At 43.5% G+C, this 25,154-nt stretch carries 21 protein-coding genes; 13 read left to right on the top strand and 8 right to left on the bottom strand.

From position 1 onward, the window contains the following. Window positions 1–33 precede the first annotated feature (33 nt). Window positions 34–462: a hypothetical protein gene (locus MKX35_RS23335; protein ID WP_076298467.1), complete on the top strand. Its 429-nt coding sequence runs from the start codon at window positions 34–36 to the stop codon at window positions 460–462. A gap of 317 nt (window positions 463–779) precedes the next feature. On the opposite strand, the gene thiD is transcribed toward MKX35_RS23335, so the two are convergent. Further along, window positions 780–1,592, bottom strand: coding sequence for a bifunctional hydroxymethylpyrimidine kinase/phosphomethylpyrimidine kinase (gene thiD, locus MKX35_RS23330; RefSeq protein WP_076298466.1), 813 nt, complete (start codon window positions 1,590–1,592; stop codon window positions 780–782). A gap of 133 nt (window positions 1,593–1,725) precedes the next feature. Continuing rightward, window positions 1,726–2,607, bottom strand: a complete 882-nt coding sequence (locus MKX35_RS23325; RefSeq protein ID WP_076298465.1) for a DUF4850 domain-containing protein — start codon at window positions 2,605–2,607, stop codon at window positions 1,726–1,728. A 211-nt stretch (window positions 2,608–2,818) separates the two neighbouring features. On the opposite strand from MKX35_RS23325, the gene MKX35_RS23320 reads away from it, so the two are divergent. Next, on the top strand, window positions 2,819–3,913 hold the full coding sequence (locus MKX35_RS23320; RefSeq protein ID WP_076298464.1) for a glycosyltransferase family 2 protein: 1,095 nt from the start codon (window positions 2,819–2,821) through the stop codon (window positions 3,911–3,913). A 64-nt stretch (window positions 3,914–3,977) separates the two neighbouring features. Here the strand turns inward: MKX35_RS23320 and MKX35_RS23315 are convergent, their stop codons facing one another. Both MKX35_RS23315 and MKX35_RS23310 read right to left on the bottom strand, forming a co-directional pair. Next, window positions 3,978–5,588, bottom strand: a complete 1,611-nt coding sequence (locus MKX35_RS23315; RefSeq protein WP_076298463.1) for a response regulator transcription factor — start codon at window positions 5,586–5,588, stop codon at window positions 3,978–3,980. Window positions 5,589–5,606: 18 nt separating this feature from the next. After that, on the bottom strand, window positions 5,607–7,325 hold the full coding sequence (locus MKX35_RS23310) for a sensor histidine kinase (RefSeq protein ID WP_076298462.1): 1,719 nt from the start codon (window positions 7,323–7,325) through the stop codon (window positions 5,607–5,609). A gap of 257 nt (window positions 7,326–7,582) precedes the next feature. Between MKX35_RS23310 and MKX35_RS23305 the strand changes: the two genes are divergently transcribed. From MKX35_RS23305 to MKX35_RS23290, 4 genes are all read left to right on the top strand, one after another. Beyond that, complete coding sequence (locus tag MKX35_RS23305; RefSeq protein WP_076298461.1) at window positions 7,583–9,187, top strand: extracellular solute-binding protein; 1,605 nt, start codon at window positions 7,583–7,585, stop codon at window positions 9,185–9,187. 81 nt (window positions 9,188–9,268) lie between these two features. Next, window positions 9,269–10,192: an ABC transporter permease gene (locus tag MKX35_RS23300; RefSeq protein WP_042187071.1), complete on the top strand. Its 924-nt coding sequence runs from the start codon at window positions 9,269–9,271 to the stop codon at window positions 10,190–10,192. A 17-nt stretch (window positions 10,193–10,209) separates the two neighbouring features. Further along, window positions 10,210–11,133, top strand: coding sequence for a carbohydrate ABC transporter permease (locus MKX35_RS23295; protein WP_076283054.1), 924 nt, complete (start codon window positions 10,210–10,212; stop codon window positions 11,131–11,133). A gap of 45 nt (window positions 11,134–11,178) precedes the next feature. Continuing rightward, window positions 11,179–12,783 (top strand): extracellular solute-binding protein, encoded by a 1,605-nt coding sequence (locus MKX35_RS23290; protein WP_076298460.1) that lies wholly within the window; start codon window positions 11,179–11,181, stop codon window positions 12,781–12,783. A 107-nt stretch (window positions 12,784–12,890) separates the two neighbouring features. Here MKX35_RS23290 and MKX35_RS23285 read toward each other — a convergent pair whose 3' ends face one another. Then, on the bottom strand, window positions 12,891–14,234 hold the full coding sequence (locus tag MKX35_RS23285) for a glycoside hydrolase family 30 protein (RefSeq protein ID WP_076298459.1): 1,344 nt from the start codon (window positions 14,232–14,234) through the stop codon (window positions 12,891–12,893). A gap of 135 nt (window positions 14,235–14,369) precedes the next feature. Here MKX35_RS23285 and MKX35_RS23280 point away from each other — a divergent pair, with 135 nt between their 5' ends. Then, complete coding sequence (locus MKX35_RS23280) at window positions 14,370–15,164, top strand: AraC family transcriptional regulator (RefSeq protein ID WP_076298458.1); 795 nt, start codon at window positions 14,370–14,372, stop codon at window positions 15,162–15,164. 12 nt (window positions 15,165–15,176) lie between these two features. On the opposite strand, the gene MKX35_RS23275 is transcribed toward MKX35_RS23280, so the two are convergent. From MKX35_RS23275 to MKX35_RS23265, 3 genes are all read right to left on the bottom strand, one after another. Further along, window positions 15,177–16,223, bottom strand: a complete 1,047-nt coding sequence (locus MKX35_RS23275; RefSeq protein WP_042187080.1) for a glycosyltransferase family 4 protein — start codon at window positions 16,221–16,223, stop codon at window positions 15,177–15,179. Between the two features lie 118 nt (window positions 16,224–16,341). Continuing rightward, the gene (locus MKX35_RS23270; protein ID WP_341044440.1) at window positions 16,342–17,127 is read right to left on the bottom strand and encodes a sugar phosphate isomerase/epimerase family protein; all 786 of its coding nucleotides are present in this window, start codon (window positions 17,125–17,127) and stop codon (window positions 16,342–16,344) included. Window positions 17,128–17,237: 110 nt separating this feature from the next. After that, complete coding sequence (locus MKX35_RS23265; RefSeq protein WP_076298456.1) at window positions 17,238–18,146, bottom strand: alpha/beta fold hydrolase; 909 nt, start codon at window positions 18,144–18,146, stop codon at window positions 17,238–17,240. A 379-nt stretch (window positions 18,147–18,525) separates the two neighbouring features. On the opposite strand from MKX35_RS23265, the gene MKX35_RS23260 reads away from it, so the two are divergent. The 6 genes from MKX35_RS23260 to MKX35_RS23235 all read left to right on the top strand — a co-directional run bounded on the left by MKX35_RS23260 (window position 18,526) and on the right by MKX35_RS23235 (window position 25,147). Beyond that, window positions 18,526–19,026 carry a GNAT family N-acetyltransferase gene (locus tag MKX35_RS23260; protein ID WP_042187086.1) on the top strand — a complete coding sequence of 167 codons (501 nt, stop codon included), beginning with the start codon at window positions 18,526–18,528 and terminating at the stop codon, window positions 19,024–19,026. 226 nt (window positions 19,027–19,252) lie between these two features. Continuing rightward, a complete protein-coding gene (locus MKX35_RS23255) occupies window positions 19,253–21,322 on the top strand; it encodes a bifunctional aldolase/short-chain dehydrogenase (protein ID WP_076298455.1) in 2,070 nt (689 codons plus the stop codon). Window positions 21,323–21,362: 40 nt separating this feature from the next. Next, window positions 21,363–22,121, top strand: coding sequence for a DeoR/GlpR family DNA-binding transcription regulator (locus tag MKX35_RS23250; RefSeq protein WP_076298454.1), 759 nt, complete (start codon window positions 21,363–21,365; stop codon window positions 22,119–22,121). Window positions 22,122–22,147: 26 nt separating this feature from the next. Further along, window positions 22,148–22,876 carry a (Fe-S)-binding protein gene (locus MKX35_RS23245; protein WP_042187093.1) on the top strand — a complete coding sequence of 243 codons (729 nt, stop codon included), beginning with the start codon at window positions 22,148–22,150 and terminating at the stop codon, window positions 22,874–22,876. After that, window positions 22,873–24,426: a LutB/LldF family L-lactate oxidation iron-sulfur protein gene (locus MKX35_RS23240; protein ID WP_076298453.1), complete on the top strand. Its 1,554-nt coding sequence runs from the start codon at window positions 22,873–22,875 to the stop codon at window positions 24,424–24,426. Before MKX35_RS23245 ends, MKX35_RS23240 begins: the two co-directional genes overlap by 4 nt. Beyond that, window positions 24,419–25,147: a LutC/YkgG family protein gene (locus tag MKX35_RS23235; protein WP_076298452.1), complete on the top strand. Its 729-nt coding sequence runs from the start codon at window positions 24,419–24,421 to the stop codon at window positions 25,145–25,147. Before MKX35_RS23240 ends, MKX35_RS23235 begins: the two co-directional genes overlap by 8 nt. Window positions 25,148–25,154: the final 7 nt, after the last annotated feature.

Here is a 25,154-nt window from a genome sequence, read left to right as displayed (position 1 = left end):
TAAACGCATACCTATAGCGAGGAGATATGAGCATTGAATAGAAGGTTTGTGCTGACGCTGCTAGTTCTGTGTTTGATGATTACTGGTGGCTCTAGTATTTATGCGGTTAAAAGTATGCTACCTGTAAAGAGTGAAACAACCAAATGGGCAGTGGAGCTCCATAAAAGTAAACTGCCTTCGCCACAGCCGGGAAAATATAAGAGCTACGAGCTATTAGTCACAAATTTGAGTGAAGATACGATAGATGTAACCTTTGAGTTGTATCGACCAGTACAAGACGCTAATCAGGAACAAATCATCTTAGCTGATCCATTTAGCTATGATATGAGACCGAATGAGACGGTTAGCTTTAGTCAATTTTTTATAAAGAGTGGGGCAAAAGAACTGGAAGTCGTTCTCTCGTGGAATGATCAGAATAGACGTAAGCATAAGCAAAGTATTAAGTTTGCGAATTTTGAATAATCAATCATAGAAACGCTAAATATTACAGGGTATATTCCTATGGAATATGCCCTTGTTGGTTTGCTCCATCCCTTGTTTTACTCTATAATGTGCTTTATATAATTGCAGTTGAAAGGGGAGATGGGGCATGAGTACAGCCGTTTCCGATTATCCTGCTTGGCGTGTTAGCAATTATTGTATTTTTCATCCGTCTTTCCGATCTGGCTGATTTTCCAGGGTTTAAGTAATTATACTCACCCAATAAAAAAATGGCAGTTCAGTGCTGAAATACAGCATCTGGACTGCCATTTTTGTTTCAGGATCTGTAGCTTAGGGTTCTAACGTTCTAAACGATAGCCACCATGAAATACAGGACCCACATATTCATTGAACGCAAAGCCATTGCGAATGGCAGCGGAGACAAAATCTTTAGCTTTTGCTACAGCTTCATGAACGGACAGACCGTTAGCTAAACCGCCTGTAATGGCAGCGGCAAAGGTACATCCAGCCCCATGATTGTGAGCAGGCTCGATTTTGGCTGTTTGAAATACGGTGTACTCAGCACCGTCGAAGAAGACATCAATCGCTTGATCGCCCCCGAGTGCTTTGCCGCCTTTAACCACGACATTACATGCTCCGAGCTTATGAATCAGACGAGCAGCTTCTTTCATATCCTCTAGGGTAGAAAGTTTGCCAAGACCTGAAAGAACGCCAGCTTCAAACAGATTTGGTGTAACTACAGTGGCAAGTGGCAGCAGTAAATCACGAATAGCCTCCGCGCTGTCTGGGTTCAAGACTTCATCTTCACCCTTGCAGACCATGACCGGATCAATCACTACATTGGTCTGTAGATTTTCTTTGATCGCTTGCTCAGCAACACGCACAATTTCAACACTTCCCAGCATACCTGTCTTCATGGCATTTACTGGACCACCTGCGAAAATAGTTTTTAGCTGCTCAGCAACAATGGAGGCGTCAATTGGATAAACATTATGGTGCCAGCCGTTGTCCGGGTCCATTGTAACGATAGTTGTCAAGGCACTAAAGCCGTAGGTACCATACTCTTCAAATGTTTTTAGATCCGCTTGGATGCCTGCGCCACCACTGGAGTCGCTGCCTGCAATAGTTAGAGTTTTAATAATTTGAGTCATGGTAACGTCCCCTTTATATATGTCTGAATTTATAAACAACGCATTGCATTGATTATAACAAAAAATAGTACCTACGTCTTTCTAAATGCAGAAGCAAACCTTGAAAAAACATTCATCAAGAAATTCCCCATGATTAGTCCGATTTTTCTCCGTTTGGATCAGCGATGAAGAGTGGTCCATGATGATCTGTAAAAAACTTCATCAGGGTCTCTATTACTTCCTGTTGCGGGGCTGTTTGAGATTGATGTATTTCAATATTGCGGAATAAATAACCCCATTCACCTTTATCGTAATAGGCGGCACCCTCGGCTTGATAACCGTTTGTGTCTGCTGGAAGTGTATATCTGACAGTACGAGCTTCAGCTCCTGCCGATCCTAAAGTATGCTTTTCGCTGAACTTAAGAGGATTATAAATTGTGAATCCCATTTCATTAGCCCATTTGTCTTTGTTCGGAAAATAAGTCCCTATTCCAGTGATAGCACAGCCTACACAACCCCAAGCATTATCTGAATAGTTCATGTTTTGTGCCGGGTTGCTTGGATCCTGAAAGGTAACCCCATACGAACCATTAGCACCAACAACAGCGGTGGCCAGCCATCCAGCAGGTGCGAGCAGAACATAACCTCCACCGATATCAGGTCTATAGACGAGCGTTGCTTCGATTTGATTTTTCATTTCATGAGATAAGGCAAAGGTCATTTCAGGAATGGGGGGAACCTCTGTATTTACATTTCCGTCGCCACTATCGATATTTAATTGCGCCAGCGTGGTGTGCAATGGAATGCGGACTGGTTCATTATCGGGATCGCTGCTAGGAAATTCGAGCACATTTTGAGAGACGGTAGGTTCGTTATTTGCTTCATTATTTGTTTGTGCGTTGGTGGATGCGGGTGGAATGGTAGGTGTTCTCCAGTCGAAGCCTTTATATCCAATCAACAGCACAAGTGCCATTACGACGCACAATATTGACGTTAAGATCCAGCCATTTCTAACGCGTCTTCGTTTTGATTTCATATATCGTCACCTCCTTTGATCATATCTATATAGACCTATGAATGAAGTGGAAAGTTTCTTTGAAAATAAGAAATTATAAGATTCACACTATACATAGCCCTTATTTTCTGAAGTTCTTCATTATCGGCAGGGATAGATAGGGATTCCATTTCACTAACCCTGCATATCAATATAGAAAGAAATTTTAAACAAAACGCTTAGGAGGGCGAGTATGGTCACGATTAGTTTATGTATGATTGTACGAAATGAAGAAAAAAGCCTGCATAAATGTTTGTCTAGCGTTGCAAGTCTTGTAGATGAAGTGGTTATCGTGGATACAGGCTCGACGGATAAGACGAAAGAGATCGCAATGTCCTACGGAGCTGTGATTTACGATTTTGAATGGATCGATAACTTTAGTGCCGCACGTAATTTTGCCTTCAGTAAAGCTACTCAGGAGTATATTTTGTGGCTGGATGCGGATGACTATATAAAGGAAGCGGATCAGATTCTGTTTAAAAAGCTAAAGGAGATTCTGCCAGGACATTTTCACAGCGTGAACATGCAGTATAATTTGGCTTTTGACGAGGCGGGGAATGTCACAGCTAGCTTGCGTCGGAATCGGCTAGTTCGCCGGAGCTGCAATTTTCAATGGATTGGCCCAGTACATGAGTATCTAGAGGTAAGTGGCCCTTCCTTTAGTAGTGATGTCTGTATTACCCATGAGAAGGATAAGGAATATACAGACCGTAATTTGCGGATTTACCAAAAAAGAGTGGCCGAGGGTGAAACATTCTCTCCAAGGGATCAGTATTATTATGCGAATGAATTAAGGGATCATGCTATAAATGAAGAGGCTTGCAAATACTACGAGCTGTTTTTGGCGGGTGGACAGGGCTGGATAGAAGATAATTTTCAAGCTTGCTTAAGGCTTGCCGAATGCCGGGAACGGCTGGGGGATAAAGACGGTGCATATGAAGCATTATGCAGAACGTTACAGTACGATAAACCACGTTCAGAGTTCTGCTGCCGACTTGGGGCCCTTCTATTGGAAAAGGGTCAATTGCACCCAGCAACATACTGGTATGAGCTTGCGATACAGCTGCCACGGGATAACGATTCGATGGGGATGAAAAATGGGATTTTTTATACCTGGCTGCCGCATCTCCAATTGGCACTCTGTTATGATCGCCTTGGCCAACACGAGTTAGCGAATCATCATAATGAAACGGCGCTGAACTTTTATCCGTCCCATCCTAGCATGTTATATAACCGCACTTATTTTAAAAATTTGCTTGGCGACAAATATGTAGCGATTCAAGCTTAACAAAAATGCCCCCAGTCGTCATGATAATGACTCTGGGGGTTTTCGTCGTTAAGACACCCTCTTTTTAATATGCTGGATTGTATTGTTGTTCTTTTTTGTAATCGTTGGGAGGGAGTCCGACCTCTTGTTTGAATAGCTTAGAGAAATAGGAGTAGTTGTTATAGCCAACCTTGTTTGCGACAGTATAAACAGACATATTTGTGGTTTCCAATAGATGCTTTGCAGCCGCGATTCTAACTTGGATGACGTAGCTGCCTAATGAAACACCAGTTTCTCGTTTGAATATTCTTGCCAGATAATCAGGATTGAGGTAGACAATTTCGGCCAAATCATTTCGCGATAGATCATCACCGTAATGCGAATGAATGTATTGTTTGATTTCCTCCGCGACGGATTTGGTCTGTGCGGCAAACTCACGGTATTTCATCGCTGTAGTCACTAGATACTTAAGATATTCTTCCATATCCTCGATCGAGTTCAGAGAGTGCAAGGATAATTTATCGTTAGTTTTGCCGGAGTATAGTTTATGTGACCGTATCCCTTTGAGGTTGAGAAATGAATAGACTAGCTGAACAATATCTAAGCGGAACAAGCTAAGGACAGCGGTCTCCAGAGTTCTATTGTTAAGCATAACCCTTAGAGATTTCGTAACTTCCTCAAGAAAAGTAGTGAACTGATTCTGGTTCAGCAGCTCTTCCAAATAGACAAGATCCGGTGGCGTATAGCCAGTTTTATTTTGATAGAGATAGGCTTCCACTAAAAAAGTCTGATTTCTGCATCTCGTAATTTCCTCATCCATGCGAAGCGATAGTTTCAGAACATTCCCCACATGATTCAGTTTATCGTATAAACCAATATTGCAGCAGACGTCGCATTTTAAATAAGGAATCGCCTTTTGAATAAAGGAAGAGCATAATTCTTCAAGCAAGGGCGTGTCTGGTGTCTGGTTCCATTTTAATATGGCGATCCAATTATAATCTTTATATTCCAGAATGCTCTCGATGGTAAAGCAAGGACTCTGTAACAATTCATATAATACGTTCAGCAGAGCAAAATCAAAAAGATCCTTCTCTTCTTTTCCCATACTGCCGTTGTAAGGAAATAGGTTGAAGATTAAAGGCTGCAGAGTGTCACTCATTTGATAGGAGAGGTTCTGTTCCTCAATGGCAAGGGTGATGTCCGCTAATTTAATCGGAAATGATGTGCTTCCACTAACCAACTTCCGCCAAAAATGCTCGAGAATCTTCGCCTGGTTTTTTTGCCAAAAGTAACCGCCTTGAATGGCTTTTTCATTTCTTTGCTGCTCTTTTGCCTGTGTGATAGCCTTGTGGATAATCAGCATCAGCTTATCAAATTCGATGGGCTTCAGAAAATATTCAAAGCTTTGCAATTCAATCGCTTTCTGGGCATAGTTGAAATCCGCATAATTAGTAAGAAGTATAGTCTGAATACTATAATTCCCTTCGCGAATCCATGCCAGTAATTCCAATCCGCTTCCCTGAGGCATTTCAATATCCGATATCAGAATTTGAATAGAATGCTTTTCTATTATTTCACGTGCCTGAGCGACATTATTTGCTGTATAGACAGTATCAATGTGTAACGATTCCCAATCTATTCTCTTTTGCAATGCAGCAATAACATAAAAGTCATCATCAACAAGCAGTACATTCATAGTTAGCTCTCCATTCATTTAGATTTTTTTAGGAAGCTCCGGAAGAGATAAGATTACACTAGCGCCGCCGCTCTCCAAATTGGAAAAGGTGATAGTTGCTCTTTTTAAATAGAGATATTCCAGCCGTTTAAGCGTATTCATAATGCCGATCTGCATACCGTTGCTTTGATCCAAGGGCTCACCAAGATTAAGCTTCTCTAACACTTGCGGTGGAAAACCGGGACCGGTGTCGGTGAGCTGGATAACGAGCATGTCTTCCTCTTCAATCCGTAATCGCTGGACTGTAAGCCTGATCTCTACTTCATGTTCTCGTGAAATCGCATATTTAATAGAATTTTCAATGAAGGTTTGCAGCACTAATGGCGGAATTTCCACACAGCTTGCCTGATCCTCTTGCTCAATATTGTAAATAAATGCATCCTGATATCGTTGCTTTTGAATCTCTAGATAGGTTCGGACATGCTCGATTTCATCCTCCAGCCGGACAAAATTCTCACCATTTTGAAAAATATAACGGAAATATTTCGACGTAGATAACGTCATATTCTCAATTTCTTTATACATTTCAATTTGGGCCATGCTATAGATGCTAGTCAGGCAATTTAAGAAAAAGTGGGGCTTGATCTGTAGCTTCATATAATCCAGTTGTATCCGCTGCTTCTCCAGTTCCTGCTCGTACATAGCGATTTTGAAGGTTTTGATTTGATCAACTAAATCTTTAAACTGTGTGTTTGCTTGTTCCAGCTCTATAATCTCACTGCTTTTGAAATCTGCGGGTTGCCCAGCCTCATTAATGAAAGCAAGGTTCTCAGAGAAGCTTTGAATCGGGCCTAGTACTCTTTTCTTGAAAAACAGCAGAACGATGCATAAAGTGGAAGTTACAATGAAGAAGAGTAACATTATAAGCAGCTGAGCAATGATGATTTTTTCGAATATGCCATATTTAATGACCATTTTAGTGCTGAAGGTGGTGTCCGAGAAGGCGCTGTTGATTGTTGTACGCGATTGCAAAAGATTAGAAAAGCCTCCCTCTTTCGTTATCAGCTTTCCGCTGTTTGATATGGGACTCGATAAAGGCTGTTCATTCTCATCTACGAGAGAAACATAACCATTGGCACCCAGATTAATTTGGCGTAGAGGACGGATCAGATTATCGGCGGAGATCAGTCCAATTAAATAACGATTGTAATAGGGAACGATATTAATCACGTAGTAGTGGTTGTTAACAAGGATAGGCGTCCATTTGGAATAAAACTTCTCATACATCTCCTTATCATCAATATAAGAAATAATCTTCGTTTTGAGTTGCCTGTAATCCGTATAGGTCACACTGATCGGTGCACAATTTAAAAAGTAGTTCTCATTTTTCAAATAGTAGAAAAAGTTGTACTCATGTCCGTAGTTTTTTTGCAGCTCGGTAAAGCGTTTATGCAGATTATCATTTGCCTTCAAGAACTCGATACTGTTGACCCCGTAAGTATTCATCGCAAGCAAGCTCTCATCGTTCCCAAGCGTCCAGCCCATATAGTGATTAATGTAAGCAAAATCATGATTGATACGATTAATGTAGAGTGCCGCAGTATCCTGTAAATTTCGAGTGGACTGCTGCTTAACGATAGAAATGGAAGTAATGCTGATCGCTAAATCCAGAATGAGGACTGTGAACGAGACTGCCATCATGACTTTTATATAATGACGAATGGGGTAGGTTTTGTGCTTCGCTGTTTTTTTGTTCATAAAATCATTATAAGACCTCTGCAGGAAAAATACAGGAGAACTCGCTAGCGATTTACCGCAAAGTCCGGAAAGCACATACAGAAGTCGGGATACTGTTATTAAGTCCCTTCAAGCGAAGGCTTTTGATTTTGTATTTTTTGTAAGCGGATTCAAAGGTCTGGATAACCGTCTTAAAGGGTCCGGAATACGAAAAAATAAGACGTTATGATTAAGCTATTCAGATAATCTTTGATTAATTGAAATGGGGGATTAAGAGGATGAGTCAACACAGTAAGAAAAAGACGGCAAAGAAATGGACTGTGGGTCTGCTGGCGGCGGCTATGGTATTTGGTATTGCTGGCTGCGGCGGAAAAGACGGGAATAATGCTGCGACTAGTGAGACGAGCAGTTACAACAAAGAAGGTCTGCCAATTGTTAATGAGCCTGTAACACTTAAGGTGCTGACCGTACGTTGGGGAAGCATGGGAGACACGTTTACGCAGAACCAATGGCTGAAGGATCTAGAGAAAAATACAAATGTCAAAATCGAATGGCAAGTGATGTCCTCCAATGACTGGGCCGAACAGAAGTCCATTCTGCTGGCTAGCGGTACACTTCCAGATATTATCCTCGGAAATCAAACCTTCGGAGATTCCGATATCGTTAATAATCTAAGCTTTTTCCGGCCGTTAGATGATTATATTGAAAAAAATATGCCAAATCTTAAAGCGGCCATGGAAGAAACGCCTGAGTTGAAAAAAATCAGCACTTTTCCTGACGGGAAAATCTATTCACTGCCAACAAGACTTCCATCGCGTCCAAAAAGCTCTCGTCAGCCTGTGATTAACAAAACTTGGCTCGATAAATTGGGCCTGAAGGCTCCTGAAACGATTGATGAGTTATACAACGTACTTAAAGCTTTCAAAGAACAAGATCCAAACGGAAATGGCAAACAAGATGAGATTCCTTTTATTGAAATTGGGAATGACTTGATCAGTCCTTTCGGAATTGCCGACTTGAATAACAACAATATGATCATCAAGGACGGAAAAGCGATCTATTTCCCTGTTTCGGAGGAGTTCAAAGAAGGCCTTAAATGGGAAAATAAATTGTATGCGGAAGGATTGTTAGATAAAGAGGTATTCACTCAGGATGATACGATGAGATCGGCGAAGTTCCAAAATCCGGATGCTCCAATCGTAGGCTTTACGTATCAGTGGACCCCGGACGCTGTGTTTGGTAAATGGAGCGATCAATATGTGACGATTCCACCGATTGCCGGACCGGATGGTAAGCGTTATACAATCGGTAATCCAATTGGGATGAGTCTTAACCGTAATGAACTGCTGATTACTACTTCGAGTAAGTATCCGGAGGTTGCTGCGCGTTGGGCAGATCAGTTCTACACGAACGAAGCGAGCATTCAGAATTTTTGGGGTGCAATTGGAACTGTAATTAAGAAGAATGATGACAGCACCTATACATTGATGGATCCACCAGCTGGAACCAGTGCAGATGCCTGGTACTGGGATCAGTCTCTTCGAGATTTCGGACCGAAATATGTGAGCCCGTCCTTTGAACAGAAAATCGTTCTTAATCCTGAAAGTGGAGATGGACTGAAGCTGCAGCTGGATAAGCTGGGTAGTGAATATGTAACAGAGCCTTTCCCTAACGTTATGTACACCTCCGATGAGTTCGAGGAGCTGCCAACCTTGACCACGGATATCGACGGTTATGTGAATACAATGCGCGCTCAATTTATTAGCAAAGGCGGAGTTGACGAAGACTGGGATGATTATGTCAAACAGCTTAATAAAATGGGGCTTGAAAAATTAGTTAAGATTCGCACAGATGCTTACAGTCGTTATATGAGTGTGAAATAACCTATTCGTCTTTCGAAAAAGGTGCTGCCCTACATAAATTTGTGGGGTAGCATTCTCTATTTTTAATAAGGAGGGGATGTTATGAAATCTGATCCAATTCATTTGAGTCGGAAACTCGGACAAATCAAACAAAACTGGGGCTTATATACGTTGCTTTTTCCTGCAGTAGTCCTTACGTTATTATTCGCATATAAACCCATGTATGGGGTGCTCATTGCCTTTAAGGATTATAGCCCGGCGTTAGGAATAGGCGGAAGTCCATGGGCCGGATTCAAATACTTCGAGAAGTTCTTTAATTCCTATCAATTTTCTGCAACGATCAAAAATACGCTAATCATCAGTGTGTACAGTCTGATTACGTTTCCGATTCCGATTATACTTGCGCTGATGGTGAACCAGATGAGACCAAACCGTTTCAGACGGTTTTTTCAGACGGTATCCTATATGCCACATTTTATCTCAACCGTAGTTATGGTGGGCTTAATGATGATTCTCTTCTCACCTAGCACTGGACTACTGGGCAATGTATATAGTCTTTTTGGAAAAGAAGCTCCTGATCTAATGGGCTCTGCCGGATTATTCAGCAGTGTGTACGTCTGGTCGGATGTGTGGCAGCATGTCGGCTGGGACAGCATTATCTTTATCGCTGCTCTCTCTGCTGTTGATCCTAGTTTGTATGAGGCTGCAACCGTAGACGGCGCAAGTCGGATGCATAAAATTCGTTACATCGATATTCCGATGCTGATGCCAACAGCGATAACATTGCTTATCCTACGGGTCGGGGGACTGCTTGGGGTTGGATTTGAAAAGGTGTACTTAATGCAAAATGACTTGAACATCACTTCAAGTGAAATTCTGTCTACTTATGTCTACAAAATTGGTCTGCTCAGCAGTCAGTATAGCTTTTCGTCGGCGATCAACCTGTTCAACACGGTCATTAATTTTATTTTATTGATCATGGTCAATCAGATTTCTAAAAAATTAAGCGAAAATAGCTTGTGGTAGAAGGGAGGAGCATTGAAATGGGAGGTTTAGAGACAGCGACTAAAGGAAATGTAGGAAAAATAAAGAAGAATCGCTCCTCAGATACTATAATGGAAATTGTGATGTACGTTATATCGGCAATTTTTCTAATCATCCTGATCTATCCGCTGTATTTTATCGTCATTGCTTCGTTTAGTGATCCTTCTGCGGTTGCTGGAGGTCAAGTTTGGCTATTTCCTAAAGGGTTTACTTTTGATGGTTATAAAGAGCTGCTTCGTCATGAGAATATTTGGATCGGGTATTGGAATACCATTCTGTACACGGTGGTTGGGACTGCAATCGGTTTAGTAGTTAATATCTCAGCTGCCTATGCGTTGTCAAGAAAGGACCTTGTGGGGCGAAAATATATTTCGCTGTTTTTCATATTTACAATGTTCTTTAACGGGGGGTTGATTCCTACTTTTTTAACGGTTCGTGATTTCCATCTCTATGATACTTTCTTGGTTATGGTACTGCCTTTTGCAGTTGGAGTCTTTAATATCATAGTGGCACGAACTTTTTTCCAGACTAGTATTCCGGGCGATTTATGGGAAGCAGCGCAAATTGATGGTTGTGGCAATCTCCGTTATTTTGCACTGATAGTTTTACCGTTGTCGAAGGCTATTATTGCAGTGTTAGGTTTATGGATCGCTGTAGGTTATTGGAATTCATATTTTAATGCCTTGATTTATTTGAAAAATCCTAATATGTATCCTTTGCAGCTGATCCTGCGAAATATTCTGATTACCAATCAGATGCAGTCTGGTATGGGGACCGGAGAAGCCGCACAAATCGCGTTACGGCTCGCAAATATGATGCGGTATTCGGTTATTATCGTAGCAACTGTTCCAATTATGTGTGTATACCCATTTGTGCAAAAATACTTTAACCAAGGGGTAATGATCGGCGCAGTGAAGGAATAAGCTCTTCTACTTTTCAACTAACATTTGTGAGGGAGCAAGACCGTAATGAAAAAGCAACCCAAAAACAGTATCAATAGAACAATCACCGTCATTCTTCTAGTGACAACGTTGCTTGCTGGCCTTACAGCCTGTAAAGGGGATAAAGGGGTAAACTCTGTTGAATCTGATCCGGGTCAATTTCATAAAGAAGGTTTGCCAATCGTGGATAAGCCCATGACGCTGAAGGTTCTAACGGTTCGGTGGGGAAGCATGGGAGATAACTTTATCCAGAATCAATGGCTGAAGGATTTGGAAAAAAATACGAATGTCAAAATCGAATGGCAGGTGATGTCTGCTAATGATTGGAGTGAGCGGAAGTCCATTATGCTGGCAAGCGGTACACTTCCAGATATCATTTTAGGGAGTGAGACCTTCGGAGATTCGGATATCGTCAATAATTTAAGCTTATTCAGGCCGCTTGATGACTATATCGAAAGCTATATGCCTAACCTCAAAGCAGCCATGCAGGAAGAGCCTGAATTGAAAAAAATCAGTACTTTTCCTGATGGGAAAATCTACTCTTTGCCTGCAAGATTACCTTTACGTCCTAAAAGCTCACGCCAACCCGTGATTAACAAAACCTGGCTGGATAAATTGGGATTGAAGATTCCCGATACGATTGATGATCTATACAACGTGCTAAAAGCATTTAAAGAACGTGACCCTAATGGGAATGGAAGGCTGGATGAGATACCTGTTATCGAAGTAAGTAATGATCTCATCAGTCCCTTCGGAATCACGGATCTGAACAATAACTTTATGGTCGTCCAGGACGGAAATGCGGTATATTACCCTGTTTCAGAGGCGTACAAAGAAGGGCTCAAATGGGAGCATAAATTATTTGTCGAAGGTTTGCTTGATAAAGAGTTATTCACGCAAGATGAAACGATGAGATCAGCCAAGTTTCTTAATCCGGATGCTCCTATCGTAGGATTCTCGTATCAGTGGACGCCGGATGCCGTGTTTGGCAAATGGAGTGATCAATATATCACGATTCCTCCGATTGCAGGACCGGATGGTAAGCGCTACACCATAGGAAATCCGTATGGAATGAATCTGGAGCGTAACGAGCTGCTAATTTCCACTTCTTGCAAATATCCAGAGATTGCTGCCCGCTGGGCTGACCAGTTCTATACCAATGAAGCAAGCATTCAAAATTTCTGGGGAGCGATAGACACCGTTATTAAGAAAAATATCAACGGTTCTTATACATTGATGGACCCACCGATGGGTACCAGTGCTGATGCCTGGTATTGGGATCAATCACTCCGGGATTTCGGGCCGAAATATGTCAGTCCAGTGTTTGAAAAATCCATCTTTCTAAACCCAAAAACCGGAGATGGACTGAAGCTGCAGCTCGATAAGCTGGGAAGTGATTATACAACGCCACCTTTCCCTGATGTAATGTATACCGCTGAAGAGTTTCAGCTGCTGCTGACTTTGACTACGGACATCGATAGTTATGTCAATACAATGCGTGCTCAGTTTATAATTACAGGTAAAATTGACGAGGGCTGGGCTGATTATGTGAAACAGCTGCGGGGAATGGGACTGGAGAAGCTGGTTAAAATTCGTACCGATGCTTACAGTCGTTATGTGAATGTAGAATAGAGCATTATGTGAAATACTGACGGCTAGGCTGTAACATCCTATTTCACTTATTTAACAAAGGAGGTTCTCTCTATGCGAGTGGCATAAAGAGAACCTCCTTATTCTTTTTACTTTATTAGCAGGGTTTGAATGGCATGAGCCGGAATCATGTTCTCAGCCAAGTTGTTATGGAAGCGCAGGGTGAAAGGAAGCTCTTGTTCCGTGCGGTTCATAACGATAACAGCAATGGTGCCATCTGGGTTACGGAAAGCTGTTGTTTCAAGCTTATCTGTGTATTTAGAGTGCCCAATTCGTTTAGAACCTGGGCGAATGTATTTACTGAAATGCCCGATGTAATAGAAGGAGCTCTCAAATATTATTTCATCGTTTTTCGTATCTCCAATAATTGGAGCATCGCAGTAGTTACCTACATGGTTAGGGCCCCCTTGCTCGTCCAAGACAATATTCCAGTCCGTCCAGCTTGACATCCAGTTGTTCAGGTTACCAATGATATCATGGCCGTAACGTTCGCCTGTGTTCCATGAGCCGAGATGAACGCCACCTTCTTGGCAGCCTTCGCTGAAGAACAGCTTCTTGTCTGGGAAGCGATCATGAACGGCCGATAGGGCTTCGAAGTGATCGCCGGAGTACCAGTGGAAGCAAATTCCCCAAATGTATTTGGAGGCTTCTTGATCTTCAAAAGCAACCTTGGCACGGTCATACACGCGCTCCTTGTTATGATCCCAGATCATAACCTTTACATGAGCCAAACCGGCTTGTTCCAAGGCTGGTCCCAAGTAATCACGAACAAAATCTTTTTCTTCTTCGGCAGTATAAAGGCAAGAATCCCAGATTTGAACAGCCTTCGCTTCATTCTGAACACTAACAGCCCAAATATCGATGCCTTCAGCTGCGTAAGCCTGAATATATTTTACGAACATGTTGGCCCAAGCCTCACGGTATTCAGGCTTGAGAGCTCCACCACCGTTCATTTGACCGTTCGTTTTCATAAAAGCAGGTGGACTCCAAGGAGAGGAAAACAAACGGAAATCTTCACCAACAGCTGTTGCAGCATTTTTGATTAGGGGGATAATTGACTCTTGATCTCTGGAAATATCGAACGAACGGAGCTCTGCATCGCCTTCTTCTACATAAGCATAGTTGCCCAGTGAGAAGTCACAGCTCTGAATATGCGAGCGGCAAAGGGTATACCCAATTCCGTGCTCAGGATCAAAATAAGCGTCGATGATTTCTTTTTGTTTAGCTTCACTTAGTTTAGCGATGGTAACAGCAGAAGCCTCGGTAAGTGCACCACCGAAACCTTCCATTATCTGATACTCCAGATCATCATAAATATTGATGAGCTCTGATTCGACACCTGATGTATCGGGGAGGAAGATCAGAGGGTCTTTTTCTGTCAGACGGTCGGTAGTTTCTTTTGCTGTTTGAATGACGCGGACAATTTTACTCATAGTGGTTGGTAACCTCCTGTACATATAAATTCTGTCTTTATTATAGAAGGAGATTCACTGTTCTTTGAAGAAACAATATGGCTAAGAACCTCAACGATCTGGTCATCGACTACTTAGAGAAGAGGATTGAATGCTATGAAAACTAATAGTGTCCAAATAAGCCTATGCGGCTTTATTCGCCATACTCAGCCTTTTCGGCAATTATATCGCAGTGGGCTGGATACCTATATCATCAGGCTGCAAGCAGAAGGGGAGTGTGAAGTACTGATCGATGGGGACATGGTAACCGTGGTACCTGGTGATCTGTTATTATTTAAGCCTCAAGATATATATGATCTGAGAATCGGCGAAAAGAAGAGTCCGCTGGGACATAGTGTGGACTATTTTGTAATGTGTACAGGGGAATGGGTGGATCAGTGGTGGAACCTGCGCGAAAGACAGAAGAAGGTTAGAATTGCGGATGATGGCAAGCTGCAAAGTATATGGCAACAGCTTGATCTGGAGAATAGAAGATTAGATGGGGGTAGCCCTGAAATACTTGAGGCGCTGTTTAAAGCGCTATGTCTGCTGTTAGATCGGGCTATGGAAGAAGCCCCTGCATCATCATCAGCCTCACTGCTACACGGGCTTAAGATGAAGAGTTATGTAGAGGAGCATGCTACATCAGAAATCAGGCTAAAGGATGTAGCCGCCCATGCCGGAATTAGTGTAACGAGGGCCGTGCATGTATTCAAAATTCAATTCGGCTACTCTATTATGCAATATGCTGGGCAAATTCGGCTTGCTATGGCACTTCGATTAATGGACAACACCAATTATACCTTAGAGCGAATAGCAGAGGAGACGGGGTTTGGAAGCTACACTTATTTCCATAGGGTATTTCGGGAACGTTATGGCGTCTCGCCAGGCAACTATCGTAAGAGAGAGTAGCCTTCACTATTTTTAAGATCGTCTAGTTTTTAACAAGAAGTCCCTAACCGCTTGCTCAAATAACCTGACACTATTTGCCCATGTCCATTTGAGGGAAGATCTTTCACCTTGTACGGCTAATTTAGTTCTTAAGTTTGGGTCTCGAATTAGGCGGATGACATCTTCACCAAGCCGATTCTCGTACCGATAGGAGAGCAGGCAGTTCTTCTCGTGATTTGCGTATTCCATATTTCCGCCTGAATAAACACAGACGAGTGCTGCGCCACACCGCATGGCTTCAAGCCCCGGCAAAGAACCCGTATCAAAAATACTAGAACTAACAAAGATATCTGCACCGTTGTAATGGTAACAGAGCTCCTCATCATTAGCAGGTGTGAAGAATCGATATTTGCCAGTAGCTTTCATTCTTTGGAGAACTTCTGAAGTATTGAACTCGTCGGGCGGACTGATAAAGTTAATATTTACATTGGGACATTGATTTTTCACGTGATCCAGCTGCTCTATAAGATAGTCTTGCTCACGGTGCCATGAGAATCCACGTTCTGCTTTTCTTAATATAGCTGTTATGTTTAAAGGCTCCTGAAGACTGTAACGGATATTCATATTCTTGAAGGAGGAGCTAATGCCAATGGGCACGATTTTTCCTGTGATCCCATGATTTAAACGAATCAGCTCCTGCTGCCAATGCGATAAAACAATTAGATGCTCTGTGACATGATAAGAAGGGAACGACAGCGAACTATCTGGTAAAAAGGGGGGTTCATAACATAATGACAATCTGACATGAATTCCTTTTCCTTGATTGCTAGCTGCTTGAGAGGTAGGGACTGTCGTATGGAAATTAGAAACAATAACATCGCCTATGGGATAGTCCTGTTCTTGAAGCTCCATATGTGTGGAACGGATTAAGGTGGAGCGGACATCATAGGAAACAACCCCATCCACAGGCATGAGGATAGTAACCTGATGCCCCATAGCTGTTAGCCCATTGGCGAGTTCTACCAGCATGCGTTGAGCTCCACCATGAGATAAGGTCAGAATAGGGAATGTGAATCTCATCGGTAATCCCGTCCCTTCCAAGTTAGGGCTTAATCGTCAAACGATGTTACTCAATCGTTCTGTTTCTTATTTTATTCAACTCGCATAGAAAGGTACCATTTAGCTATTTTGAAAAGCGTTATTTTTCCATATGAGCAATATTCTTCAGTAAAGCAACGGTCTCATTAATCTCGAGGTTCGTTATATCTTCTAAAGATAGGTCGATCATGGGCTTATATTTTTGGAGTTTGCTCAGGAATGCTTCGGTATGAAAATGCCCTCCACCAGCCTTACCGTGGTAAATTCTCTCTCCATCTTGATAGATGTCTTTTAAATGCGCCAAAATGATCCGATCCCCGAACAACCTGAAGGCGTCATCAACAATTTGATCCTGCATATCTACAGCGTCACCAATAAAATTGCATGGATCCAGGACAACACCAATATTGCCAGAGGGAATTTCATCTAAGATGCGGCGCATCTTGTCTGGTGTAGAAAGAGTATGTGTGCAGACACCCTCTAATCCGAGAAAAACACCCCATTTTTCAGCTTCCTCCGCAAGCTCTTGTACAGTTGCCCTTAATATATCCCAGCCGATCTCTTCGTAATGGAGCGGATCTTGTGCTTGGAAAGTAGTCAGTGCGCCCGTCTCCGTAGCCACCATAGGGGCGCCGAATTGGCGGGCATACCGAAGATGTTCTTTAAAGCGATCTATTTCTAATCTCCGAATAACAGGATCCGGGTGAATGGGATTGATATAACAGCCTAACACTCCGATACGTATACCTGCTCTGTCAAATTGTTCGCCAATATAGTTTGCGAGGCCTGGACTTAATTTACCTGTGGAGGTATCGATGTCCTGAATAGCTTTGGATAAAGCAAGTTGAACAAAATCGATATCATAAATCTGAAGCGTTGCTGTCAACGATTTGAGGGGTAAACAACCAAATGTATGCGCTAATGTTCCGTATCTGATGGAAATCATCTCCTTATCTAGGGTAGGTATGTGTAATTACAAACATAATAGTAGCGCTTTCATCTGGATGCAAGTGATTTATCCTTATCGTCTATCAGGAAATTGATGATCTCAGTGTTTACTCTATCCGGTTGCTCATGATTAATCCCGTGTCCCGCATGGGGGATGACTTGGTAATAGAACTTTCCATCTTCTAAAATATTTATGAAATCCTTCGATTGTTTTAGTGCGTGTTCTCCAACAAGAAAATAGAGCTTGTCTCTAACTGCGACTGCAGCGTTTTTATCGTATGGATGAAGCTTATGCACAAACATAGCTTGCTGATTATGAGTACGCATTAAAAGGATCAGATGAGCAGCTAATGCTGGATGGTTGTCAAATAAAGGGGAGTGAGGTGCGCTTAACTTCTTCAGAACTTTCAGTAAATTGCGATCCGTTGGAATCAGAATCTCCGGGAACATCATCATTAAAGTTTGGATCATGGATTTAATCGGTGCAGTGACCATCCCGCCCTCCAAACAAACGACACGGTTCACTTTGTCCGGTTGCTTGGTCGCATAATTAAAAGCAATATAGGCGCCATTGGACACACCCGCAATATTAAAGACGTCTATATTCACATACGTCGCTATTTCATTAATCCATTTTACTTGCTCAAACTTCTGTTTGTTAAACTGCTCGTTAGGTATGCTTTTTCCGGGTCCACCCAAAGTATCAATCGCGATACAATAAAAATGCTTCGAGAACTCCTCGATATTTAAGATCCACATGACCGCCGAGTTATCACCAACACCATGAAACAGTAGTAAAGGTGGATTACTCTTTTGACCAGCAAGGATACAATGCGTCAGTCCATATGTGGTTGGAACATCGATCTCCTCAAGTGGAATGGGCCACTGCTCAACCATCTGCTCATAGGAGTGCCACACTCGTTCTTGCGCCTTGGCATTCTTAAAGCTATTTACCATCTCAAACCTCCTTATCCAAAATAAAACATCTGTATCTTATTCCAATTAGTATACTACGAGAGTTCGCAAGGAGGAGATAGAAATAGAAACATTACTGTGAAAAAGAGGGCGGGAGCAGATAAGTGTATTCAATACAACTAAATAGCTACTTTACTCAGGTTATTGTGATATAGATGTACTTTGTACAACTATATCTCTGGAAATCAGCGGATAAAGCTTAATTGGGGGAATTTAGTTGCACAAAGTACACTTAACGATAGACAGACGTGCTGAAGTTAATTTTAGTTGTAGAAAGTGCAATTAAATAATGCAGAGGGCTCTTTTTTGCAGTAAAATTTTTTGATATGGTAAGCAACTTTGTGTTTTAGGGGGGATTATAATGTTGATTGAGCTAAAGGAAGCTAGTTTGTCAGATGGACGCGATATTTTTGAAATGATTATGGAGATCGGCCCTGGGGAGAATGGATTCGTTAACAATGGGTTTGATTTGGCTTACAGTGAATTTCCTGATTTCATCAGAGATCGGATAGCACTCTCAAGAGGCGATAATCTCCTACCAAACTATGTACCGCAAACCAACTATTGGTTACTGATTGACTCTTATCCTGTTGGTGTTGGAAAGCTAAGACATTCCTTAAATGATCAATTAAGAAAATCAGGTGGACACATCGGATATAGCATCAGGCCTAGTGAGCGAGGAAAGGGCTTTGGCAAGATTTTTTTAGCAGAGTTGTTAAAAAAAGCTGCGGATCTGGGGATTGATAAGGTCATGCTGACTTGTGAGCCGAACAATGTATCTTCGAGAAAGGTTATTGAAGCGAACAGAGGAATACTTAGCGGTATCGAGGATGGGAAATGTAACTACTGGATTAGTTTATGAGTCGAGTCGGTGATGAATAGTGGGGGTGAGGAGTTGCTAATTGGCAACTCTTTTTTTGTTTTTTCGCAATGGAATTTGAGTTCATCCAAGGAGGATTCATCTAACTTGTGAAATAAATTTTAAATTTTGTTGAAAACGCTCTATTCAAACACAAACAAATAGATTAAAATCAAAACAAACAAAAATAAACAAAAAAATAAACATTCAAAAACGGAGGTATTCACAAATGGTACAAAGTTTATGGGATTCTGCACGGGAAAAAGTCATCAACGGAGGTCTGGATGCACTGGTCTATCGCTCCAATCTGTTGGGTGAAGATCGTAGAGTCTGTAATTTTGGAGGAGGGAATACCTCTAGTAAAACTATAGAATTAGATTTCCGTGGTCGTGAGGTTGAAGTCATGTGGGTGAAGGGTAGCGGCTCTGACCTAGCTACGATGAAAGCAGGCAATTTTACCGGATTGCGGCTTGAGGATATTGCGCCTTTGTTTGATCGGGAGGAAATGCCTGATGAGGAAATGGTGGCTTACCTCGCGAATTGTATGATTGATCCTAAGCATCCGCGTGCTTCAATTGAGACGCTGCTGCATGCTTTTTTACCATTCAAACATGTAGATCATACGCATCCAGATGCGATTATCAGCTTATGCTGTGCTCATAACGGTAAAGATATTGCGCGGGAAATCTATGGGGATCGTTTCGTATGGGTGCCTTACATTCGTCCTGGGTTCACTTTATCCAAAATGATCGCTGAAGGCGTACTTGCTAATCCTCAAGCAGAATTGGTGTTGATGGAGAAGCATGGCCTCGTGACTTGGGGGGATACGCCGGAAGCTTGTTACGCGAAGACGATCTCTATCATTAATGAAGCAGAGCGTTACATCCAAGATAGAATTGAAGATGGGAACCTGTTCGGAGGTCGCAAATCGGAAGCGCTTCCGGAAGAAGAGCGGCGGGCTGTAGCAGCTGCAGTGATGCCATTGATTAGAGGCGCAGTCAGTGATGAGCGCAAAATGATACTGACCTTCGATGATGCAGAGGATGTGCTGCGTTTTGTAGGTGGAGTTAACTCGGAGAAATTATCCAGTGTAGGTGCAGCTTGTCCGGATCATTTGGTACATACCAAAATGCTGCCACTATTTGTGAATTGGGAACCAAATGCCAGTGATATTGATGGTTTGAAGACGAAGCTGAATGAAGCGATTACCGCATACAAAGAGCAGTACAAAGCGTACTTCGATCGCAATAAGCATGAGGGAGATGTAATGTTCGAAGCCGCACCGCGTGTGATTCTAATTCCTGGAGTGGGAATGATCAACACCGGCAAAAGCTGGAGCAACTCTAAAATTAGCGGTGCCTTGTATCACCGGGCGATTGCTGTTATGCGCGGAGCTACCGCATTGGGAGATTTCGTCTCTCTAAGTGAAAATGAATCGTACAATGTGGAATATTGGCCTTTGGAATTATATAAATTATCGCTGGCACCAGCAGAAGCAGAATTCTCGCGTAAGGTTGCGTTCATTACTGGTGGCGCAGGAGGAATCGGGAGCGAAACCGCTCGTCGTCTAGTGTCCGAAGGGGCGCATGTTGTGCTGGCAGATCTCAATCTGGAGGGCGCACAGAAAATTGCCGAGGAGATTAACGATAAATACGGTGAGAATCGTGCGTTCGCTGTTAAAATGGATGTAACGCAGGAGGAGCAAGTTACCGCAGCTTATGCAGATACAGCACTTTTTTATGGCGGAGTAGATATTATTGTGAACAATGCTGGGCTTGCGACTTCCAGTCCTTTTGATGAGACTTCATTAAAAGAGTGGAACTTGAACATTTCCGTGCTAGGAACTGGATATTTCCTCGTTGCACGTGAAGCCTTCAAGGTGATGAAGGAGCAAAAGATCGGCGGTAGCATGGTATTTATTGGCTCTAAGAACTCTATATTTGCTGGAAAAAGCGTATCGGCTTACAGTTCTGCCAAAGCACTCGAAGCACATTTGGCTCGCTGTATTGCAGCTGAAGGTGGAGAGTTCGGTATTCGCGCCAATACAATTTTGCCGGATGCCATTCTACAAGGCTCAGCGATTTGGAATTCGAACTGGCGGAATGAACGGGCTGCTGCTTACGGGATTGAGCCGGATCAACTGGAGGAACATTATCGTAAACGCACAACACTGCTTGTAAATATTTATCCACGTGATATTGCTGAAGGGGTGGCCTTTTTCGCTTCATCCAAGTCAGAGAAGACTACGGGCTGCATGCTGACGATTGACGGTGGAGTGCCGGCAGCTTTTACTAGATAAGTGGAAGATGGAATATAGATAGATATAACGGAGGCAAGCCATGCTGATTGCAGACAGATATGAAAGAATCGTAGAACTAGTGAATGAACGTGGCAGCATTCGTGTCTCGGAACTGAGTACATTATGCCAAGTGACGGAGGAGACCATCCGCCGCGATCTTGATCGCTTGGAAAAGGCGGGGAGGCTGCTACGCTCGCACGGCGGTGCAGTTAGTCTACGTGATCGTCAGCCAGAGACGCCATATGCTGAACGTGAAATTATGAACGCAGCGGAGAAGCAGCAGATTGCTCGTGAAGCAGTGATGATGATAAAGCCGGGAGATCGGATTTTGCTGGATGCTAGCACAACTGCATGGTATATGGCCTCACATTTGCCGGATATGCCACTAACTGTACTGACTAATTCTATTAGGGTAGCTGCGGAGTTAAGTGGGAAGGAACGAATAGATGTGATCTCAACTGGCGGTCAACTGAGCCGCAGATCGATGTCCTTTGTTGGTCATTTAGCCGAGCGTTCGCTTGAGTTGTATCACGTGGATAAGATGTTTTTTTCCTGCAAAGGATTTCATCTCGAACGCGGCGCCAGTGAATCGAATGAGCTGCAAGCGATGGTGAAGCGAAAGATGATTTCTATCGCGGAGCAGGTGATCCTACTTTGTGACTCCAGCAAATTCGGAATTCAAGCGTTCACACATGTTGCCACGACTAGTGATTTGGATGTTGTGATAACGGATTACAGCCCTGCCACAGAACAGCTAAAGCAGCTACAGGAGCTGAACATCGCAATAACAACCGTGTAGAAAATAGTGTTGCAGGAGGTGAGGACATGAAGGTATCGATGTTTATTACTTGCATCAGTGATGCTGTGTACCCGAAGGTCGGAGAAGCGATGGCACGTCTGCTTGCCAGATATGGCGTGCAGCTGGATTTTCCCGAAGTGCAGACCTGCTGCGGACAGCCTGCGTACAATAGTGGCTATTGGAATGAGGCACGTCAAGCTGCACTTACGATTTTGCAGGCTTTCGAAGACAGTGACTTTGTCATTGCTCCTTCCGGGTCTTGCACCGGGATGCTTCATCATTACCCGAAACTGTTTCAGGATGATCCGATTAATTTGGTCAAGGCGCAGAATTTGCAGCGTAAATCCTATGAGTTCAGCCAGTTCATGGTACAGGTGCTTGGCGTAACGGATCTTGGGGCCGTATTTCCGCATAAAGTTACCTATCATCCTTCCTGTCATGGCACTCGGATTCTGGGGATTCGTGATGAGCCTATGTTACTTATGCAGAATGTGAAGGCGATGGAGCTAGTGCCACTACCTTTTGCTGAGGACTGTTGTGGGTTTGGTGGAACCTTTGCCGTGAAGATGTCTGATATCTCCGGGGCGATGGTCACTGAGAAGTCAGATCATGTGCTGGAGTCGGAAGCAGAAGTCTTAACGGGTCTGGATATGGGCTGTCTCATGAATATTGCTGGGAATTTGCGTTATCGCCACAAACCGGTCCGAGTCATGCATTTAGCAGAGCTACTGTATGAGGGGGTGAGTGGACAATGAGTCAGAATGCCGCTCAGGCTAAATCGGAATCGATTAATGTGAAGCCAGCTACGGTAAAAGAGCGTGCCGACTTGGCGCTGAATAATGACTTTTTGCGCAAGGCGGTTCGCTTTACTACGGAAAGGTTGCGTGACGGGAAACAGAAAGCGGCGAATGATCATGGACACTGGGAAGAATGGCGCGAACGTGGGCGGCAAATTCGCCTGCATACGATCGCTCATCTGGATTATTACTTAAATCTATTTGCGGACAATGCAAAAGCGAACGGCACGCATATTCATTTTGCGGCAACGGGTGAAGAGGCAGTGAAGATTGCTTTAGAGATTGCACAGCGAAAACAAGCGGCTTCCGTGGTCAAATCAAAATCGATGGTGACTGAGGAGCTGCATTTGAATACGGCTCTTGAATCCATTGACGTGGAGACGATTGAGACAGATCTTGGCGAATATATTATCCAGCTTGCCGGAGAAACTCCGTCTCATATCATTATCCCAGCCATCCATAAGAACCGCTATCAGATTGCTGAGCTGTTGTCCAAGGAGGCAGGGGAGGAGCTTTTGCCTGAGACTACAATCCTTGCAGGATTTGTACGGCGCAAGCTACGGGAGAAATTCCTAGAAGCGGATATTGGGATGACGGGATGCAATTTTGCAATTGCAGAGACAGGTTCCATGGTGCTATTCGAGAATGAGGGCAATGCTCGCATGGTCACCACCTTGCCAAAGACGCAAATCACTTTGATGGGGATGGAGCGGATTATTCCTTCTTGGAGCGACCTTGAGGTGATGGCTACGTTATTACCTCGTTCAGCAACTGGCCAGAAGCTAACAGTGTATATGTCTGGTATTTCAGGACCCCGTAGAAAGGATGATGGGGACGGACCGGAAGAGCAGCATATTATTATCCTTGATAATGGTCGATCTGAGCAGCTCGGCGATCCAGAGTTTCAGGAGCTACTGAACTGCATCCGCTGTGGAGCTTGTCTGAATGCCTGCCCTGTCTATCGTCATATTGGCGGTCATGCCTATGGTGGAACTTATAGCGGACCGATCGGAGCAGTGTTGACCCCAGCGCTGAACAAAAATGTAGATCAATGGGATGATATCGCAGGTGCATCGAGTCTATGCGGTGCGTGTTATGAAGCTTGTCCAGTCAAAATCCCTCTGCATGATATGCTTATCTATTTACGGCGACGTAAGGTAGAGAGAGGTTATGGAGACAAAGCGGAAGGTCTTGGCATGAAAGGTTTTGGTGCGATTATGGCGAAGTCCCAGCGATTCAGTAGTGTGATGAAAGTAGGCAGAATCGGACAAAAGCTACTTGTGAGAGACGGCGGAATTCCGTCAAAGCTTGGGCCGCTAAAAGGCTGGAATAACTACCGGATCGCTCCGAAGCTGGCGGATGAATCCTTCCGCGAGAGCTGGAAAGAGCTGCAGGAGGAGTTAGACCAAAATAGTCGCGAGATGGACCCGTCGATACAGAAACGGATGGAAGATTTATTAGCGAAGCGGAAGGCGGAAGAACTGAAAGGAGAGCCCGGATATGACTGAGGAAACGCACAGAGAATGGCTGGAGCGTATGGACCATGATTCTCGTGAGAAACAGCAGGCATTCATGAACGATATCGCTCGTCGCCTGAAGCGGCCAAGAACGACTGCGGCTCCGTTACATCCTTTTCGCGGTGCTCCAGATTATTGGCAAGAATTCCAGTGGAGTCCAGAAGAACGCATCGATCAATTTACTGCGAATTTTCAAAGTGCAGGTGGACATGTGTTTCGCATGGCAACGATGGATGAAGCTAAAGCTTTTATCGTCAATAAAGCGAGTGATATGCTCGCCCGTTATATTCTTCGGCAAAATGTAGCTGAGCTTGCGGCACTTCGGCTAGAAGAAGAACTTGTAGATACGCAGGTATCTGTCTGGAATACGGATATGCAAGAAGCATGGAAAGCTAGGGCGGCGGAAGCCGATATTGGGATTGTGATCGCGGATTACGCAGTTGCTTATACGGGCTCTATTACAGTGTTGTCTTCTGCGGATAAAGGGCGCTCTGTCAGCCTGTTGCCAACCGCATTAATTGCCATCGTTCCGCTGGAGCGGCTGAAGACTCGTCTGGGTGAGGTGCTTACTGATTTTGATGAAGCGGGACAATCGGGTCTCCCCGCAGGTATTCACTTTATCTCGGGACCTAGCCGTTCAGCGGATATTGAGAATGATCTGACGATAGGTGTGCATGGCCCTGGAATCGTATTCGCCTTGCTGGTAGGCTGATGAGGAG

This window comes from Paenibacillus sp. FSL R5-0923, from assembly GCF_038009145.1.
In the GTDB taxonomy this organism is placed as follows: domain Bacteria; phylum Bacillota; class Bacilli; order Paenibacillales; family Paenibacillaceae; genus Paenibacillus_AQ.
The sequence above is the reverse complement of the archived record's forward strand: the minus strand, read 5'-3'. Positions and strand labels throughout refer to the sequence as shown.